At 68.8% G+C, this 14,022-nt stretch carries 13 protein-coding genes and 1 other RNA gene; 2 read left to right on the forward strand and 12 right to left on the reverse strand.

Annotated elements, in window-relative coordinates:
- Positions 1-13 precede the first annotated feature (13 nt).
- From mraY to J2728_RS21735, 12 genes are all read right to left on the reverse strand, one after another.
- Positions 14-1,126, reverse strand: coding sequence for a phospho-N-acetylmuramoyl-pentapeptide-transferase (gene mraY / locus J2728_RS21675; RefSeq protein ID WP_310002264.1), 1,113 nt, complete (start codon positions 1,124-1,126; stop codon positions 14-16).
- Positions 1,126-2,514 carry a UDP-N-acetylmuramoyl-tripeptide--D-alanyl-D-alanine ligase gene (locus tag J2728_RS21680; protein WP_310002266.1) on the reverse strand — a complete coding sequence of 463 codons (1,389 nt, stop codon included), beginning with the start codon at positions 2,512-2,514 and terminating at the stop codon, positions 1,126-1,128. Before J2728_RS21680 ends, mraY begins: the two co-directional genes overlap by 1 nt.
- Entirely contained in the window at positions 2,507-3,967 is a 1,461-nt protein-coding gene (locus J2728_RS21685) for a UDP-N-acetylmuramoyl-L-alanyl-D-glutamate--2,6-diaminopimelate ligase (RefSeq protein WP_310002267.1), read from the reverse strand. The genes J2728_RS21680 and J2728_RS21685 overlap by 8 nt, the downstream gene beginning before the upstream one ends.
- The gene (locus tag J2728_RS21690) at positions 3,964-5,733 is read right to left on the reverse strand and encodes a peptidoglycan D,D-transpeptidase FtsI family protein (protein ID WP_310002269.1); all 1,770 of its coding nucleotides are present in this window, start codon (positions 5,731-5,733) and stop codon (positions 3,964-3,966) included. Before J2728_RS21690 ends, J2728_RS21685 begins: the two co-directional genes overlap by 4 nt.
- Positions 5,730-6,170 carry a cell division protein FtsL gene (ftsL, locus tag J2728_RS21695; RefSeq protein ID WP_310002270.1) on the reverse strand — a complete coding sequence of 147 codons (441 nt, stop codon included), beginning with the start codon at positions 6,168-6,170 and terminating at the stop codon, positions 5,730-5,732. The genes J2728_RS21690 and ftsL overlap by 4 nt, the downstream gene beginning before the upstream one ends.
- On the reverse strand, positions 6,167-7,102 hold the full coding sequence (rsmH, locus tag J2728_RS21700) for a 16S rRNA (cytosine(1402)-N(4))-methyltransferase RsmH (RefSeq protein WP_310002271.1): 936 nt from the start codon (positions 7,100-7,102) through the stop codon (positions 6,167-6,169). The genes ftsL and rsmH overlap by 4 nt, the downstream gene beginning before the upstream one ends.
- The gene (locus tag J2728_RS21705) at positions 7,099-7,566 is read right to left on the reverse strand and encodes a division/cell wall cluster transcriptional repressor MraZ (RefSeq protein WP_310002272.1); all 468 of its coding nucleotides are present in this window, start codon (positions 7,564-7,566) and stop codon (positions 7,099-7,101) included. The genes rsmH and J2728_RS21705 overlap by 4 nt, the downstream gene beginning before the upstream one ends.
- Positions 7,567-7,928: 362 nt before the next feature.
- Positions 7,929-8,327: RNase P RNA component class A (rnpB, locus tag J2728_RS21710), an RNA gene on the reverse strand.
- Positions 8,328-8,478: 151 nt separating this feature from the next.
- A complete protein-coding gene (locus J2728_RS21720; protein WP_310002273.1) occupies positions 8,479-9,081 on the reverse strand; it encodes an FMN-binding negative transcriptional regulator in 603 nt (200 codons plus the stop codon).
- Entirely contained in the window at positions 9,081-9,311 is a 231-nt protein-coding gene (locus J2728_RS21725) for a hypothetical protein (RefSeq protein ID WP_310002274.1), read from the reverse strand. The genes J2728_RS21720 and J2728_RS21725 overlap by 1 nt, the downstream gene beginning before the upstream one ends.
- A 38-nt stretch (positions 9,312-9,349) precedes the next feature.
- The gene (locus J2728_RS21730; protein ID WP_310002275.1) at positions 9,350-10,078 is read right to left on the reverse strand and encodes an N-acetylmuramoyl-L-alanine amidase; all 729 of its coding nucleotides are present in this window, start codon (positions 10,076-10,078) and stop codon (positions 9,350-9,352) included.
- Entirely contained in the window at positions 10,075-10,968 is an 894-nt protein-coding gene (locus J2728_RS21735) for a DMT family transporter (RefSeq protein WP_310002276.1), read from the reverse strand. Before J2728_RS21735 ends, J2728_RS21730 begins: the two co-directional genes overlap by 4 nt.
- Positions 10,969-11,137: 169 nt before the next feature.
- On the opposite strand from J2728_RS21735, the gene J2728_RS21740 reads away from it, so the two are divergent.
- Both J2728_RS21740 and J2728_RS21745 read left to right on the forward strand, forming a co-directional pair.
- Complete coding sequence (locus J2728_RS21740) at positions 11,138-12,631, forward strand: flavin-containing monooxygenase (protein ID WP_310002333.1); 1,494 nt, start codon at positions 11,138-11,140, stop codon at positions 12,629-12,631.
- A gap of 195 nt (positions 12,632-12,826) precedes the next feature.
- Entirely contained in the window at positions 12,827-14,020 is a 1,194-nt protein-coding gene (locus tag J2728_RS21745) for a phytanoyl-CoA dioxygenase family protein (RefSeq protein ID WP_310002278.1), read from the forward strand.
- Positions 14,021-14,022 lie beyond the last annotated feature (2 nt).

A 14,022-nucleotide genomic window follows, 5' to 3' on the forward strand; every position in this document is an offset into this window, starting at 1 on the left:
CGACGCGCCTCCCCTACCGTAGCTTCAGGGTGGCGAGGCCGACGAAGGCCAGAATCATCGACACGATCCAGAAGCGGATCACGACGGTGGACTCGGCCCAGCCCAGCTTCTCGAAGTGGTGGTGGATCGGCGCCATCAAGAAGACCCGCTTGCCGGTCTTCTTGAAGTAGGCGACCTGGATCATGACGCTCAGCGCCTCGGCCACGAACAGACCGCCGACGATGCCCAGAACCAGCTCGTGCTTGGCGCAGACGGCGATCGCGCCCAGGGCGCCGCCCAGGGCCAGCGAGCCGGTGTCGCCCATGAAGATCTTGGCCGGCGGGGCGTTGTACCAGAGGAAGCCCATGCCTCCGCCGATGATCGCGCCGCACAGCACCGCCAGCTCGCCGACGCCCGGCGCGAAGTGCAGGTTCAGATAGTCGGCGAACTTGTAGTTGCCGACGAGGTAGGCGATCAGGCCGAAGGTCGAGGCGGCGAACATTACCGGCACGATGGCCAGGCCATCGAGCCCATCCGTCAGGTTTACCGCATTGGAAAAGCCGGCGATCGTGATCGCGGCGAAGGCCACGTAGAACCAGCCCAGATTGATCACCAGCGCCTTGAAGATCGGGAAGACCACACTGGTCTCCATGCCCGGCGTCATCGGCGACTTCGGCGCGAACAGGATCAGGATCACGGTGGCGGCGATGGCGACGATGAACTGGGCAATCAGCTTCTGGACGCTGGAGAGGCCGGCCGTGGTCTGCTTGGTGACCTTGGCGTAGTCGTCCATGAAGCCCAGCAAGCCGTAGCTGCCGGTGACCAGCAGCACGACCCAGACGTGGACGTTGCGCAGGTCGGCCCACAGCAGGGCGCCGACGAACAGGCCGGCCAGGATCATGAAGCCGCCCATGGTGGGCGTGCCGGCCTTTTCGGTGACGTGACGGGCGATGCCGTCGGTGCGGATCGGCTGGCCCTTGCCCTGCTTGGTCTTCATCCAGCGGATGAAGCGCGAACCCATCGCCACGGCGACGATATAGGCCGTCAGCATGGCCATGCCGGACCGGAAGGTCAGGTACTTCAACAGGTTAAGCATGGGCACGTGCTCTTGCGAGCGCGCCAGCCATTCATACAGGAAGTACAACATCAGACCCGTTCCTCAAGATCGAGCGTCGCCAAGGCCTGAGCCAGAAGCCCTGCCCTGGAGCCGTTCGACCCCTTCACCATCACCACGTCGCCGGGCCGGATCGCCCCCGCCAGCTTCGCCATTAACTCTTCGGTAACCATCGCGTAACCGCCCCGCCGAGTCGGCGGAAGCGCCTCCCACAGCGATTTCATGTGGACGCCCGCGAGAAAAACCATGTCAACGTTTGCAGCCGCGATGGGCTCCGCAAGCTCGGCGTGAAACCGGGCGGAGTCCTCGCCTAATTCGAGCATGTCGGTCAGCGCCACGATCCTTCGACCGGCGACCTTGCGCGCGCCCAGCGTCTTCAAGGCGGCCTGCATCGAGACCGGATTGGCGTTGTAGCTCTCGTCGACCAGGGTGAAGGCGCCGCCGCCGATGCGGACGGTCTTTTCGGCGCCGCGCCCCTCGATCGGGGCGAAGGCCGCCAACGCCGCCAGGGCGGTCTCGCGCGGCACGTCCAGCGCTTCCAGCATCAGCAGCACGCACAGGCTGTTGGGGCCCCAGTGGACGCCGGTCTGGCGGATCGGGAAGCTCAGCGCCTCGCCGCGCAGATCAACGGAGACCGTGGCCCCCTCGCCTTCGACGGAGAAGCCCGTCAGCCGCGCGGTCGCGCCGGCGGCCTCGCCGAAGCTCCAGACGCTCGCCCCGACCTTCTCGGCCTCGCCCTTCAGATAGTCGAACCAGCGGTTGTCGGCGTTCAGCACCGCGATCCCGCCCGGCCGGAGGCCCGCGAAGATCTCGGCCTTGGCGCGAGCGACGCCCGCCTCGCCGTCCGGGAAGTTCTCGATGTGCACCGGGCCGACGGTGGTGATCGCCACCGCGTGCGGCTGGACGAAGCCCGACAGCGGGACGATCTCGTCCGCGTGGTTCATGCCGATCTCGAACACCGCCCGCTCGGTGTCGCGCGGCATCCGCGCCAGGGTCAGCGGCACGCCGATGTGGTTGTTGTAGCTCTTCACCGAGGCGTGGGCCTTGCCGGCCAGGCGCAGGCCGGCCTCGACCGCGCGGGTGACGCTGGTCTTGCCGACCGAGCCGGTCACCGCGCCGCGCTTGCACCGGGGCGCGCGCTCGCGAGCGGCGACGCCCAGGGCTTCCAGCGCCTTGAAGGTGTCGGCGACCATCACCGCCGGGGCGTCCACCGGCTTGGCGGCCAGGACGCCGGCCGCGCCATTGGCCACGGCTTGCGGGACGAAGTCATGACCGTCGCGCGCGCCGACCAGCGGCACGAACAGGTCGCCCTGCTCCACCGAGCGGGTGTCGATCGAGACGCCGGTCGCGGCGAAGTCGCCGGCGACCTGGCCGCCGACCGCCTGGGCGATCTCGTCAGCGGTCCAGAGGGCGTTACGCATCAACGCCCTCCAGGGCCGCGAGGGTCTCGGCCACGTCGTCGAACGGATGGACCACGCCGGCGACGATCTGGCCCTGCTCGTGGCCCTTGCCGGCGACGACCAGCACGTCGCCGTCGGCCAGCAGCTCGACGGCGGCGCGGATGGCGGCGCGGCGGTCGCCAATCTCGCGCGCGCCCGGGGCGGCCTCGAGAATGGCGGCGCGGATCGAGGCGGGGTCTTCCGAGCGCGGATTGTCGTCTGTGACGATGGCGATGTCCGCGAGCTTCGCGCCGATCGCGCCCATCAGGGGCCGCTTGCCCCGGTCGCGATCGCCGCCCGCGCCGAAGACGGCGATCAGCTTGCCGCGCGTGTGCGGACGCAAGGCCTCCAGCACCGTTTGCAGGCCATCCGGCGTATGGGCGTAGTCGACATAGGCCTCGCCGCCCTTGGGACCGCGCCCGACGCGCTGCAGGCGACCGGCGGCGCCTTCGAGATTTTCCAGCGCCTTCAGAACCTTGCCGACGTCCTCGCCGGCGGCCACGCACAGGCCCGCCGCGACCAGCACGTTCGAGGCCTGGAAGGCGCCGGCCAGCGGCAGGCGGATCTCATAGGTCTGGCCGCCCGTCTCGACCACCAGATCCTGGCCGGCCGGGGTCGGCGTGCGCGACAGCAGGCGCAGGCCCTGCCCGTCTTCGCCGACCGAGAACACGCTCTGGCCCGAGGTCACGGCGGCCGAGGCGAAGGTCGGGAAGGCCTCGCTGTCGGCGTTCAGCACGGCCATCGCTCCCGCGGGGGTAAGCGTGTCGAACAGGCGTAGCTTGGCGGCGCGATAGGCCTCCATCGAGCCGTGATAGTCGAGGTGATCCTGGGTGAAGTTGGTGAAGCCGGCGGCGCGCAGCTTGACCCCATCGACGCGGCGCTGGTCGACGCCGTGCGAGCTGGCCTCCAGGGCCAGGTGGGTGACGCCCATGTCGGCCAGGCGCGCGATCATCTCGGCGACGTCGCCGGCGTCCGGCGTGGTCAGGCCCGGCGGGGTCAGTTGCTGGTCGGGCTGGCCCGCTTCGCTGACCACGACGCCCAGCGTGCCCATGCTGGCGGCCTTGTGGCCCAGTTGGGCGAAGATCTGGCGGCAGAAGCCGGCGACCGAGGTCTTGCCGTTGGTGCCGGTGACGGCGACGCACATGTCCGGCTGCTTGCCCCAGAAGGCCGCCGAGGCCAAGGCGTAGGCGCGACGGGCGTCTTCCGAGCGCACCACCGGAACGCCCAAGCCTTCGAGACCGCCCTCGGGGGCCAGGATGGCGGCGGCGCCCTTGGCCACCGCGCCCTCGGCGAAGTCGCGGCCGTCGACCTTGGTCCCCGGCAGGGCGGCGAACAGCCAGCCGGCCGTGACCTTGCGGCTGTCGGCGGTGACGCCGGCGATCACCGGGTCGTTGGCGAAGGGGCGGTTGAACAGTTCGGACAAACGCTTGGTCATAGGCCCGCCTCCGGAGCGGCGTTCTTGGGGGGAGCGGCGAGGGTCACCAGGTCTTGCTTCCTGCGCACGCCGAGGAACGGCGCGATGCGCTCGATCACCTTGCCGGCCGCCGGCGCGCCCACCCAGCCGCCGGTCGAGAAGCCGAAAGAAGCGGCCGTGCCGTGCGGCTCGTCCATCAGGATCAGCACGAAGTAGCGGTCGGCCTCCAGCGGGCCCTCGGTCGGGAACACCGCCGCGAACGACGAGACCTGGCGCTGGTGGTTGTAGCCGCGGATGGACGGGTCGTACTTCTCGCCGGTGCCGGTCTTGCCGCCGACCGACAGGCCGGGCACGTCGGCCTTGCCGCCGCTGCCGCCCTCGCCCGGAATGACGTTGGCGCGCATGATCTTCAGCATCTCGGCCGAGGTGTTCTCCGAAAGCACGCGCGTCCCTTCCGGGCGCACGCCGTCCGGCATCTTCCTGATGGTCAGCGGCAGCATCTTGCCGCCGTTCAGCAGCGCGCCCATCGCCTGGGCCAGGGCCAGAGGGCTGACATTGATGCCGTGGCCGAACGAGGTGGAGGCGACGGCGTCCATGTCCCACTTGCGGGGGGTCAGGGGCCGCGCCGACTCCATCAGTTCGACCTTGGCCGGCTTGGTTAGGCCCAGGGCCGCGAAGTATTGCGACAGGCGCTCGCCGCCCACCCGTTCGGCCAGCATGGCGGTGCCGATGTTCGACGAGTGCTGGAAGACCTCCACCAGATTCAGAATGGCCTTGGCCGCGTGGTAGTCGTGGATCGTGCGATAGCCCAGCTTGTAGGGCTCGCGCGCGTCGAAGGTCGAGGCGGGCGTCGCCACGCCGGTGTCCAGACCGATCGCGACCGTGAACGCCTTGAAGGTCGAGCCCATCTCGTAAACCGAGGCGGCGGCGCGGTTCAGGCGCTGGTCATCCGTGGCCTGCCCAGCCTTGTTGGCGTCGTAGTCGGGCAGGCTGGCCAGGCCCAGGATCTCGCCGGTATGGACATTGGTCACCAGGCCCACCGCCCCCTTGGGCGTGAACTCGGCGGCGGCCTTGCGCAGCTCGTCCTCGAGCGCGGCCTGGACGCGGACATCGATCGACAACTGGACCGGACCGCCCTCGCCGCCCATGGCCTTGCGGATCGGATCGTCCAGGGCGCGCTCGGCGCCGGCCAGCCCCTTGCCGCCACTATCGACGAAGCCGACCAGGTGCGCGGCCGTCGGCCCCAGCGGATACATCCGCCGTTCCTGTTCCTCGAATGAGATCCCCGGCAGGCCGAGGTTGAAGATGGCGTCCTTCTCGTCGGGGGTCAGGCCGCCGACGACGAAGGTGCGGTGGTCGCCGAACACGATCTTGTCCAGGCGCTTGGCCGGCACTTGCGGGAGAGCCTTGCCCAGCGCGCGGCGCGTTTCCTTGGCGTCCCAGACCTCGCGCGGGTCGACATAGAGCGCGTAGTGGGCCAGGTCGACGGCCAGCAGCTTGCCGTTGCGGTCGACCAGATCGCCACGCGCGCCTTCCGTGCCCTGAGCGTAACCGTTGCCGCGCCCGGCGTTCGAGAACAACGCCGACCAGCCGGCGCCCAGCGCCACGCCCACGAAGCACAGGCCAAAGAACACCATCACCAGGAAGATGCGGATGCGCGTGTCGTCCTGCGGCTTGGCGGCGGCGCGCGATCGCTCGAAGGCGTGCTCCAGGCGCCAGACACGCTCGATCAACCACCGCCAGGCGGGAGAATGGAAGCCGCCCGGCCCGAGGTTCGACAGGCTCATCGCGGGCCTCCCGAAGAGGGCGGCGGCGGCGGCGCGTCTTCCGGCAGCGGCTCGGGCGCGTCGGCGGCCATCACGTCGGTCGCCTCGGGCGCGGCCGTGACCGGCGCGCGGGGCAGCTCGCGGCGACGCGCCACGTCGATCAGGGCGTCCTCGGTGATCTCGCGATCGGGCGCGATCGGCTGCAACTGCATCATCCGCGCCAGCTGCTCGATGCGGCGCGGCTGCTCCAGGTGGGCGACCTCGGCCTCGAGCAGGCGCTTGCGCACGGCTTCGTCGTCGATCTCCTGCTGGATGCGGGCGATCTCCTGGCGCTCGCGGCCGGCGAAGGTCTTGGCCAGATAGACGCTGGTGACCAGGGTCAAGAGCAGGCCCAGGCCCACGACCTCGACGACCCGGAAGCCACGCACCCGCCGATTGAAGAGCTCCATGAAGCTCATGCGGCGGCCTCCCAGACGGGGGCTTCCGTGCGCACGGCCGCGCGCAGCTTGGACGAGCGGGCGCGCGGATTGGCGGCCAGTTCGGCCTCGCCCGGCGCGATCGCCTTGTTCGAGATCAGTTGGAAGCTGGGCTGGGCGCCCGCCTGCACCGGCGGCGCGTGGCGCGAACCGCCGGGCGTGCGGCCGGCGCGCTCGGCCAGGAACGCCTTGACGATACGGTCTTCCAGCGAGTGGAAGGTCACCACGACCAGACGACCGCCAGGCTTCAGCACGCGCTCGGCGGCGACCAGACCCGCCTCCAGTTCGCCCAGCTCGTCGTTGACCGCGATGCGCAGACCCTGGAACGAGCGGGTGGCGGGGTGGACCTTGGCGCCCTTGCGGCCGCCGACCGCCCGCTCGATCACCTCGGCCAGGTCCAGGGTGCGCTCGAACGGGCGCTCCCCGCGGCGGCGAAGGATGAAGCTGGCGATGCGGCGCGAGGCGTGCTCCTCGCCATAGACGTAGAGGATCTTGGCCAGCTCGGCGTGATCCAGGGTGTTCACGAGGTCGGCGGCGGTCGGTCCGGCGTCGCCCATCCGCATGTCCAGCGGCCCGTCGCGCATGAACGAAAAGCCGCGCTCGGCCTGGTCCAGCTGCATCGACGACACGCCAAGGTCCAGCATCACGCCATCGACAGACTGCGGACCCAGCTCATCGAGCATCTCGGAGAAGCGGGCCTGGATCAGGCGGAAGCGGTCCGCGGGCAGGCCCTCGGTGAAGCGCTGGACGGTTGGGTCGCGGTCGAAGCCGATGACGCTGGCGCCGGTGGCCAGCACGGCGCGCGTATAGCCGCCCGCGCCGAAGGTGCCGTCCACGACGACGTCGCCGGGGCCGGCGCCCAGCGCCTCGACCACCTCATCGAGCAGGACCGAGATGTGCGGCGCGGCGCTCACGACACAACGCCCAGGCGGGCGGCCCGCTGCTGGGCGCGCAAAGCGGCCAGGCCTTCGCGCGCCAGGTCACGCTGCGCCGCGCGATGGGCCTGGAAGGCCTCGCGGGACCAAACCTGAAAACGCTCACCCATACCGACGACAGCAACCCAATCCGTGAGGCCGCACATTTCGCACAAATGGTCGGGCAAGGTAATGCGACCAGCCGTATCAAACGACAGCTTGGCCAAGCCGCCCAGGACGCTGGTCTCCAGCGCAGAGCGGATCGGATCGCCGAACGGCAGCTCCTCGATCACGCCCGTGTAGCGATCGAACAGGGCCTTGCCGCCCGCCTCCAGGCAGTCGGCCTCGATCGAGGGAAAGCAGAAAATGCCGTCGAACAGGCCGGACACGGCCGCGCGGAATTCCTGCGGCACAACGATGCGCCGCTTGCTGTCGAGCTGTTTCTCGAAGGTCGAGAGAAACACGAACGCTGAACCCCGCCAGATCCACGTCGGTCGGCGACCCGCCACATCGCCCCGACGCAATTGGGTTAACATGGGATGAATTGGGATACAATGACACCAAATGCCATTTCATCGAGAATTCAAAGGTGTCGCGCCGGCGCTCCACTGGGCGCGCCAGTTAATCAACAGAACATACACAGAACTGTTCAGTGAACGGGGCGACCGGTGTCAGTTGAACCCGTTGGGAGGCAGGGAAAGGCGAGGAAATCCTCTCCCCGTGGGAGAGGTGTCGGCGCGGCCGACGGAGAGGGGATAAGCAGGCGCGCAGGCGCTTCCCCCTCCGGCGCTTCGCGCCACCTCCCCCGTTGGGGGGAGGATTTAAGGGGACCAGATGATCTATAAGCCGGGTTCTGTTCCGCCTCTCCAATCCTTGGGAAAAGGAGAGACGGCGACGATCATTCCTCTAGGCCGGCCATTGCTGGACGGCTCTCGCGACCTACCCGGACCCTCTCGGCCAGTGACGGCCTATCCGACGCGAGGTCGGCGCGGGGTCCCTATTCGGTCTTGCTCCAGGCGGGGCTTGCCATGCCGTCCCTGTCACCAGGTCCGCGGTGGGCTCTTACCCCACCCTTTCACCCTTACCGCCGGCGAACCGGAGGCGGTTTGCTTTCTGTGGCGCTATCCCTGGGATCGCTCCCGGTGGGCGTTACCCACCGCCTTGTCACCGTGGAGCCCGGACTTTCCTCGGCGTCCGAAGACGACGCGACCGCCCGACCATCTGGTCCGAGGTTCAATGACCTCGCTCGCCCACGAGGTCAACTTTTCATATGTCATCCCGGCCGCAGCGTAGCGGAGAGCCGGGCCCCAGGGGCCGCCGCACCGCCACTCGCCCCTGGGTCCCGGATAGCGCTTCGCGCTTCCGGGATGACACGATTAGGGAAGGTCTCGCACGAGGTTCGCGATCGGATGATCGCCCAGCCCCCGGACCGCGCCCAGGCGGTCGGCGTCGCTCTTGTTCTGCGAGAGCTTGAAGGTCCCCTCCAGGCGCTCGACGAACAGCCGGCCGCCCTGGATGCCGCGCAGCAGAGCCTCGAACTTGCCGGCCTTCATCTTGTCGCGGGTCCAGGGCGTCTTCGGGAGAAGGCGGGCCTCCTCCTGGGCCGACAGGTCGTCGAGCAGCGCGATCAGTTCCGCCTCATCCAGCGGAGCCACGGAGCCCTCGGCCTCGACGGACTGGTAGTTCCAGGTCGGCACCTGGTCGGCGCTCTCGTACCAGTCGGGGCTGACATAGGCGTCGAGGCCGGTGGCCAAGACCACCGCGCGAAAGCCTTGAGTCAGGTGCGGCGTCAGCACGTTGCCGCGCGACAGGTGGAAATCGAGGGCGATCTCCCCGTCCAACTCGCGGATCACCACCGGCGACTGCGCGACCATCGGCCGGCCGCCAACGCTGGCGGCGATGGTCACGAACGGATGGGCCCGCAGGAAGTCCAGCAGGACCGCGCGGTGCTCGACGTGGAAGGCCGGAGCCGGATGCATCAGGTTTCTCCCCCACAACGCTCGCACCGCGCGTTTTTCGGAAACATCCGCGTGTAGCGCCAACGCGGCGGCAGATGCGCGCCCAGGTCCTTGCGCAGCACCGGAAAGCCGCATGAGCGGCACCGCGACCGGAACCAGGCGCCCCCGATCAGGAGGCCGAGTCCGACCGCGAGGAACGGAGGCTGGTCGCCGACCAGCAGCCCGAGGCCCGTGAACAGCACCACAATCAAGATGGCTCCGCCGACGCCGACCAGACGCGGCCGCCTCATCAGTCAGCCGCCGCGCGCAGCAGGCCGACCAGCCGCGCCCGGGTCTCGCCGTCGGCGACGCCGTCGAAACGGCTCTGCAGCCAGTGGCGCTGGAAGGCGGCGACCACGGTCGTGGTCCATTCGTCGTACTTGCCGGTCGGGGCGCAGTCGAAGCCCAGGCGCGTCAGGCCGGCCTGCAGCGCGAAGACACCGGTCCCCTCCTCGCCCTGGCCCAGCGGCGCGCCGGGCGACGGCGGGGGCTCGATCCACAGGCCGTGGCCGCTCTCGGCCAGGCGCTTCCAGGGGAAGAGCTCGCCCGGATCGACCTTGCGGGCGGGGGCGACGTCGGAATGGCCGAGAATGCGGCTGTCGGGGATCATCCAGCGCGAGCGCACGTCGGCCAGCAGGTTGATCACCGCGGCGATCTGGGCCTCCGGGAACGGGCGATAGCCGAACTCGTGGCCAGGATTGACGATCTCGATGCCGATCGAGGCCGAGTTGATGTCCTTGACGCCCTTCCAGAAGGCCGCGCCGGCGTGCCAGGCCCGGCGCTCCTCGGGCACCAGGCGGAAGATCCGGCCGTCCTCCTCGACGCAATAGTGCGCCGAGACCTTGGCCTCGGGATCGCGCAGCCGCTCGATCGCGCCCTCGCCGGTCTCCATGCCCGTATAGTGCAGGACGACCATGTCCGGCACCGCCTTGCGGGCGTCGAAATTGGGCGACGGGGCCTCGATAAGGGGCATGCTCATTGGACGCGGTTCCGGATCGACATCAACAGCGGCATGACCTGATTCCGCCGAAGCGCGATGATCAGAACGCCGAGCAGCGCCAGGGCCGCCCCGATCCCCATCCGCGGACCGAAGGGGTCGTGGGTGATCACCACGCCCATGCCGATCGTGAAGAGCGGCGTCATCAGGGTCAGCGGCGCGATCAGGTTAGCCTCGTAGCGCTGGATCAGCCCGTAATAGGCCGTATGGGCCACGACCGAAACCACCAGCGCCGAAAACACCACCGCGCCCAGGAACGGCCAGCCGGCGCGGAGGCCCGCCGCCACCTGCCCCGGCTCCATCACCGCGCTCATGACCGCCAGGGGCCACAGGGACGAAAAGCCGACCCAGGCCTGGAACTGCAGCGGTTTGACACCCTCGATCCGCTTCATCATCACCGCGCCCAGCGAGCCGGTGAAGGCCGCCGCGACGATCAGCCAGAGGCCCGGCGACAGCTCGAAACCATGCGGGCTCCACATCACCACCACCGCGCCCAGCAGGGTGAGCGCGATGCCGAGGCCCCGCCGCCAGCGGATGCGCTCGCCCAGCATCAGCACCGACAGCACCGTCGTGAACGGCACCCCAAGCTGGATCACCACCGCCGCCGCCGAGGGCGAGGCGGTCGTCAAGCCCATGAACAGCAGCGCGAAGTTGCCGCCCCCCATCAGGAGACCCACCAGCACCATCCGCCAGGTCGGCCTCGGTGCGGGAAACAGCCATGGCAGGGTGATGACCGCCACCAAGGCGAAGCGAACGGCCGCGTAATAGAGCGGCGGCACGCCCCAGTGCGCGACGACCAGCTTCGAGACGATGTTGCTGCCGGCCCAGGCCAGACAGATCAGGACCAGAACGCCGAAGTCGCGCAGAGACATGGGACCACCGCTTAAGCCTTCGCCGCCTCCGTACGCAATCAAAACCCGCGCGACGCTCATGTTGAGGCGCTATCGCGGTTGACGTTCGGTCAAAACGGTCGTTTTGTTCCTGAACAATGTTCACCTATCGCCACGGCGGATCAACCGCCGGGCGTCGAGCTGGGGCGGAATTCTGATGGAACACGTGGACGTGCTGATCGTCGGCGCCGGGCTCTCCGGTATCGGCGCGGCCTATCACCTGCGCAAGCACTGCCCCGGCAAGACCTTCGCGATCCTGGAAGGGCGCGAGGCGATCGGCGGCACCTGGGACCTGTTTCGCTATCCCGGCATCCGCTCCGACAGCGACATGTACACCCTGGGCTACGCCTTCAAGCCGTGGAAGGCGGCCAAGGCGATCGCCGACGGGCCTTCAATCCTGAACTATGTCCGCGAGACCGCGCGCGAGAACGACGTCGACCGCCACATCCGCTTCAACCACAAGGTCAAGCGGGCCAGCTGGTCGACGGAGACCGCGACCTGGACCGTCGAGGCCGAGCACGACGGCCAGATCGTCACGTTCAGCTGCGGCTTCCTCTACATGTGCTCGGGCTACTACCGCTACTCGGCGGGCTATACGCCGGACTTCGCCGGAACCGAGCGCTTCAAGGGTCGCATCGTCCACCCGCAGCATTGGCCCGAGGACCTCGACTACGCCGGCAAGCAGGTCGTGGTGATCGGCAGCGGCGCCACCGCCGTGACCCTGGTGCCGGAGATGGCCAAGACCGCCGCGCACGTCGTGATGCTGCAGCGCTCGCCGACCTACGTGGTCTCGCGCCCGGCCGAGGACGGCCTGGCCAACTGGCTGCGGACCAAGCTGCCGGCCATGACCGCCTATGGCATCACCCGCTGGAAGAACGTCATCCTGCAGCTCCTGTTCTTCAACCTGGCCCGCAAGAAGCCCGAGAAGACCAAGGAGCGCCTGCTGGACCTGGTCCGCGAGCACTTGGGTCCCGACTACGACGTCGCGACCCACTTCACGCCCAAGTACAATCCCTGGGACCAGCGCCTGTGCCTGGTGCCGGACGCCGACCTCTTCGACTCGATCAAGGCCGGGACAAGCTCGGTCGTCACGGACCAGATCGAGAGCTTCACCGAGGACGGGATCCTGCTGAAATCCGGCAAGACCCTGAAGGCCGACGTGGTCGTCACCGCCACGGGCCTGCAACTCCAGCTGCTGGGCGGCATGGAGGTCGTGGTCGACGGCAAGGTGACCGACCTCTCCAAGGCGTTCAGCTACAAGGGCATGATGTTCAGCGGCGTGCCGAACCTGGCCTCGGCCTTCGGCTACACCAACGCCAGCTGGACGCTGAAGGCGGACCTGACCAGCGAATATGTCTGCCGCCTGCTCAAGCATCTGGACCGCGCGCATGTGGACTTCTGCGTCCCGCGCATCGACGACCCCAACATGCCGATCGCGCCGTGGCTGGACTTCTCGTCGGGCTACGTCACCCGCTCGATCGGCCAGTTCCCGAAACAGGGGCCCAAGGCGCCGTGGAAGGCGCACCAGAACTACGCGCTCGACCTGATGACCCTGCGCTTTGGCAAGGTGGATGACGGGGTTATGGCGTTCGGGCGAAAGACCGGCGCGCGGGCCGCGACGCCCGACACCCGCGCGGCGGCCTGAGCCGCAAGGCGTTCGCGGCCCGGGCGGATTTCGCCGCGCGGCGCCTTTGATGGCTTGAACGTCGGCGGGAAGCGGCCCAAACGTGCCGGGATCGATAACTCAACCGGGTAGAGAGTCCGCATGTGGCGTCGCCTGCTTAACGTCGTGCGTCGAGAAAAGTCGTCCCAGGCGTCCGCGGAATCCTCGCTAGCCCCATTGACCGCGTCATGTCCCGGCGCGCCGACCGCGGGCCTGATCCCGCTGCACGTTCAGGTGTCCTGCCCAACCGACGCGCGCCTCGTGGTTCGCGGCCCGAACGGCGCGACGGCCTATGAAGCCGACATCAAGGGCGCCGAGCAGCGTCAAGAGCGGCGGCTGTCGATCCACGGCCATCTGCTGGGCGGAGGCGACCATGGGTTCCAGGTGGAGCTCTTCGACGCTGGCGGCGCGGTCCTGGCGCGGACGTCGGTCGTGGCCAAGGCGCGGGTCCAGGGTGGCCTGGCCGAGCGCGTCGCCGCCAGCCTGAGCGCCAGCGACACGCCGCTGGTGGCCGATACGTTGGGCAGCGACCTCTACGACTATGCCGACCAGGACCTGCGCCCGTGGTTCGACCAGGCGCCCGAGGTCGCCAACGCCCATGTCGACGCCCTGCTCGCCAACGGCCAGATCGAGGCCGACGAGGCCGAGGCGCTGCGCGGCTTCCTCGCCAACGGCTTCATGATCCTGCCCGATGTGGTGGGCGCGGAGGAGCTGACCGCCCTCAACGCGGCGATGGACGACGCCGTCGCCCAGAAGCGGGAAGGCTATGAATGGGGCTCCAGCCAACGGCTGCATAACCTGCATGAGCACTATCCCGCCGTGCGGGGGCTGTGGCAGCACCCGAAGGTCCTGAAGCTTCTGGACCTGATCTTCGACGCCCCCGCCCGGCCCTGCCAGTCGTTGAGCTATGTTTTCGGCTCCCAGCAGGATCACCACCAAGACACCATCCACCTGACGGCCTTCCCCGCCGGATACATGTGCGGCGTCTGGACCGCGCTGGAGGACGTCCAGCCCGAGTCCGGCGAGCTGGTCGTCTATCCGGGCACGCACCGCCTGCCGCGCGTCTATCGCGCCAGCGTCGATCTGCCGGTCGTCGAGAACGGCGACTGGACGGCCTTTGGCGACAAGGTGGTCACCCGCTGGCAGTCCATGCTCCAGGAGGGCGGCTTCCAGCCCGAGGTCTATCGCCCCAAGGCCGGCACGGTGCTGGTCTGGCACGAGAACCTGATGCACGCCGGATCGCTGCGGCGCGACCTGGGCCTGTCGCGCCGCTCGATCGTCTGCCACTACTTCGCCGAGGGGGTGGTGGGCTACTACGACTCCACGGGCCTGCCCGGCTCGTTGAGCCTGGACCCGCGCCCCGCCGCGTAGAC

Origin of the sequence: Caulobacter segnis (assembly GCF_031454995.1) — a bacterium.
Taxonomy (GTDB): Bacteria; Pseudomonadota; Alphaproteobacteria; order Caulobacterales; family Caulobacteraceae; genus Caulobacter; species Caulobacter segnis_E.

Excerpts from the sequence above, each read along its gene's own strand:
- J2728_RS21720 (WP_310002273.1), bottom strand. The coding sequence starts at position 9,081 with ATGCATCCGGCTCCGGCCTTCCACGTCGAGCACCGCGCGGTCCTGCTG.
- J2728_RS21680 (WP_310002266.1), bottom strand. The coding sequence starts at position 2,514 with ATGCGTAACGCCCTCTGGACCGCTGACGAGATCGCCCAGGCGGTCGGC.
- J2728_RS21690 (WP_310002269.1), bottom strand. The coding sequence starts at position 5,733 with ATGAGCCTGTCGAACCTCGGGCCGGGCGGCTTCCATTCTCCCGCCTGG.
- ftsL (WP_310002270.1), bottom strand. The coding sequence starts at position 6,170 with ATGAGCTTCATGGAGCTCTTCAATCGGCGGGTGCGTGGCTTCCGGGTC.
- J2728_RS21735 (WP_310002276.1), bottom strand. The coding sequence starts at position 10,968 with ATGTCTCTGCGCGACTTCGGCGTTCTGGTCCTGATCTGTCTGGCCTGG.
- mraY (WP_310002264.1), bottom strand. The coding sequence starts at position 1,126 with ATGTTGTACTTCCTGTATGAATGGCTGGCGCGCTCGCAAGAGCACGTG.
- J2728_RS21730 (WP_310002275.1), bottom strand. The coding sequence starts at position 10,078 with ATGAGCATGCCCCTTATCGAGGCCCCGTCGCCCAATTTCGACGCCCGC.
- J2728_RS21685 (WP_310002267.1), bottom strand. The coding sequence starts at position 3,967 with ATGACCAAGCGTTTGTCCGAACTGTTCAACCGCCCCTTCGCCAACGAC.